This is a genomic window from Neorhizobium sp. BETTINA12A, from assembly GCF_023006485.1.
Classification (GTDB): Bacteria; Pseudomonadota; Alphaproteobacteria; order Rhizobiales; family Rhizobiaceae; genus Neorhizobium.
Window position 1 is genome coordinate 1 of sequence record NZ_JALBGW010000282.1, and the last position, 3,305, is coordinate 3,305.

2 pseudogenes are annotated in these 3,305 nt (G+C 65.1%); both read right to left on the bottom strand.

The features are described from left to right. Positions 1-168 precede the first annotated feature (168 nt). Positions 169-2,862, bottom strand: a pseudogene (locus MOV61_RS29255) (glycoside hydrolase/phage tail family protein); the annotation flags it as partial. A gap of 219 nt (positions 2,863-3,081) precedes the next feature. Next, positions 3,082-3,305 (bottom strand): annotated as a pseudogene (locus tag MOV61_RS29260) (peptidase P60); the annotation flags it as partial.

Here is a 3,305-nt window from a genome sequence, read left to right on the forward strand (position 1 = left end):
TATTCGACGCCGATCCTGGCGCCGAGCAGGTCCATGTCGCTCAACAGGTTCTTGAGGTCGAGGGTCGGATCGGCATTCACCCGGTCGACCCAGACGACGATGTTCTCGACGGAGCGACCGTTTCGCAATCCTGTGGGTACGCAGCAGCGTCTCGACGGCATCGAGCGACGTCTCCTCCGGCAGCACGGCGGGCAGATCGTAGCTCAGGATACGCTGGCTTTCCGCCCGTGCCCGCCGCGACCGCACGCCCGACTGTTCGTAATCGAGCCGTGGATTGTAGGAGGTCAGCACCGCCTCCGCCGCAAAATCGCTATCGTGCCCACGGTTTTCAGACCAGAGGGCCTCATCCTCGGTATCCGCGACGACGGTAATCTCCTTTGCCGCCAGGCTGACCTTCAGCCGCGACCGGAAACGCAGCCTGCCGCTGTCTTCCCCCACATCCACCTGAAACACCTCGAGCAGCGGTTCCAGAAGCGCCCGCGCCGAGGTCACCTCGCCCTGCACATAGCCGGTCAGGTCGCCGCTCACTTCGGAAACGTCGAAATCCTCGAAACCGTGCTCTGTCAGGATCGCGGCAATGGCATCGGCGAGCGTCGTTCCGCCCAGCCGGCCATTGAGCCAATGGCCGGCGCGCCAGTTACCGCCATCGCTCCAGGCCGAAAGATCACCGGGAAAGGCCGGAACAGGCCTGGCATCCCAGGTCCAGACAAACACGTGGTCCGGGTCGACCATGCCGTCCGCCGCCGCATGACCCTGCCACCAGCCATGATGCGCTTCCAGGAGCCGCCGCTGCATGCTGTCGGACCGCCCGCCACTCGAAAAATACGGCAGCGCGCTTTCGGCCGATTTCGGATCGATGAAGGCGTTCGGCTGATTGGCGCCCTTGTCGACCGCCGGACACCCGAGTTCGGTGAACCAGATCGGCTTCATGCCGGGCAGCCAGGCCGTCGGCATTATATTCTCGGCACCGCCCACACGGTCATGATGCCGGTTCGACCACCAGCCCAGGAGATCCTTGTAACGATAGACCCACGGCTTGCCCGCCAGTCCATCCGAAATCAGCGATCGCACCCGGTTCCGCCGGTCCGAATCGCTTGCATAATACCAATCGAAACCCTCTCCGGCCGCGATCTGCGCCGCCATCGCTTGGCGGTCATCCGCAAGACGAAAATCATCCGGATTGTCCGCGACAAGATCCTCGTCGCGCCAATCGCTGAGCGGCATGTAGTTGTCGATGCCGACCGCATCGATATCCGCCGAAGCCCAGAGCGGATCGAGGTGGAAATGCACCTCGCCCGAACCGTCCTGCGGGTGATAGCCGAAATATTCGCTCCAGTCGGCGCCGTAGGTGAGTTTCGTCCCCGGCCCGACGATCGCCCGCACATCCGCCGCAAGCCCAACCAGTTGTTGCACGAAAGGAAACGCTCCCGTCTCGTCGCGCAATTGCGTCAGCCCGCGTAGTTCCGAGCCGAGGATGAAGCCGTCAACCCCGCCTATGGCCGCCGCCAGGCCGGCATAATGCAGCACCATGCGCCGGTATCCCTCGGAGCCGGCGCTGAAAACCTGCACCTGCGTCCGTGCTTCCTCGGTCTTATCCGCCGACGCCGGAAAACAGGTGATCCGCCCGCGCCAGGGAAAGGCCGCCTGCTCCACGCCACGGTAGGGATCCGGCAGGCCGTTGCCGGGCGGGATATCCATCATCACGAACGGATAGAGATAGACCTTCAGCCCACGCGCCCTGAGGTCGGTGATCGCCTGAGCCACGCTCGCATCGCTCGGCGTGCCGCCGAAAGCCGGCCCGCCGTCCTGGCTCACCAGATGCGCATCGCCGCGCGACATGCCGGCCACCGACCACTCTGCGCTTTCCTCCCATCGCTCGGGCACCTCGACGCCCGGCACGATGCGGCAATACCCTGCCCTGAGGTCCGTTCCGAACCAGGAGACCACCAGCGCCACCCGTTCGAGGTTGGGGCAGAGCGCCTGCAACTCATCGAGCGACGCCTGCCAGTCGGTGCCGGCCGCCAGCGTATGGCGATTGAGAATGCGCCCGCTGCCCTCGCCGGTCTTCTCCGTCACCGGCACAGTCGCATAACCATGCTCCGTCGCGCCCGGCGTGACCGTCACGGCGCGTATCTGATGTTCGAGCCTGCCGACCGGCCGCAGCACCTCGAACTGCAGCAGCGGAATGCGATTGCCGAAACTGTCGAGCGGCAGCCGATCGAACACGACATAGGCCAGCCCGCGATAGGCCGGCGCATTGCCCTCGCCCTGCTTCGCCTCGATCAGCGGATCGGGCAATTGCTCCCCGTCGCCACGGTAGACCCGCATCTCGATTGCCGTCAGATCGAGCTCACGCCCATCGGCCCAGACCCGCCGTACGCCGGCGATCGGCCCCTCGCAGAGCCCGACCGCCAGGTTTGCGAAATAGCTGAACGTCTCCACCCGCGGCCCGCTGGTCGCCTTGCCGCCGGAGCGCTCGCGCGTCACCTCTTCCTCGAAACGCGTCGCCCAGATCAGCGTGCCGCCGATCCGCGCCGTCCCGTAGATGCGGTTGATCGCCGTTCCTTCATCAGCACCCGGAATGCGTGCAGTCGCAAGACGTGGCCCGGAGATGGTCGTGCCGCTGCCGCCGATCAGCGCCCGATCGACCATGCTGCCGGCCAGCGCCCCCGCCGCCCGCCCGATGATCGCACCGACCGGACCGAACACACTGCCGAGCGCCGCGCCCGCCGCCTGGAAAAGGATAGTGGCCATGGAAATACCTCGCCGCCGCCCAGCGCTGCCACTGGATGCTCGCTCAGATTGTGATAGCGTCAGGAAATTCGGGAGCAGAAGCAGCACGCGCCGCGCCAGCCGGCGCATCGGCGAGGACAGGCCACGCCGACCCAGGCAGGGGCCTTGCTCTCGAAAATGGAGGTAATGTTATGAGGCTCAGGCCGATTGGCATTACGCTTATCTTGAAGGTGACCCGGACGGGCTGGTCTCTCTCCGTCCGGATCCATTTCAACAGATAAGCAAACGGTGGGCGGGGTAGCAGCCCCGCTCACCACTCCAGAAACATATTCCAAACGGCATTTCTTTTCAATGACACGCCGAAGGAAACCGATATACCGCCGCAATCCGTCGCCGCCACGATGGTACCAGGGCCGAACGCGTCACCGCCGACTGCTCATAGGCGTGGATGAAATGCTGCGGCCCGGCCAACACCCCGGCATGTTTGGCCGGAAAGTCCGGTCGCCAGCGGAACAGCAGGACATCTCCCTGCTCCGCCTCAGCCAACGGCACGCTCGGCCCGAAGAGCCGCG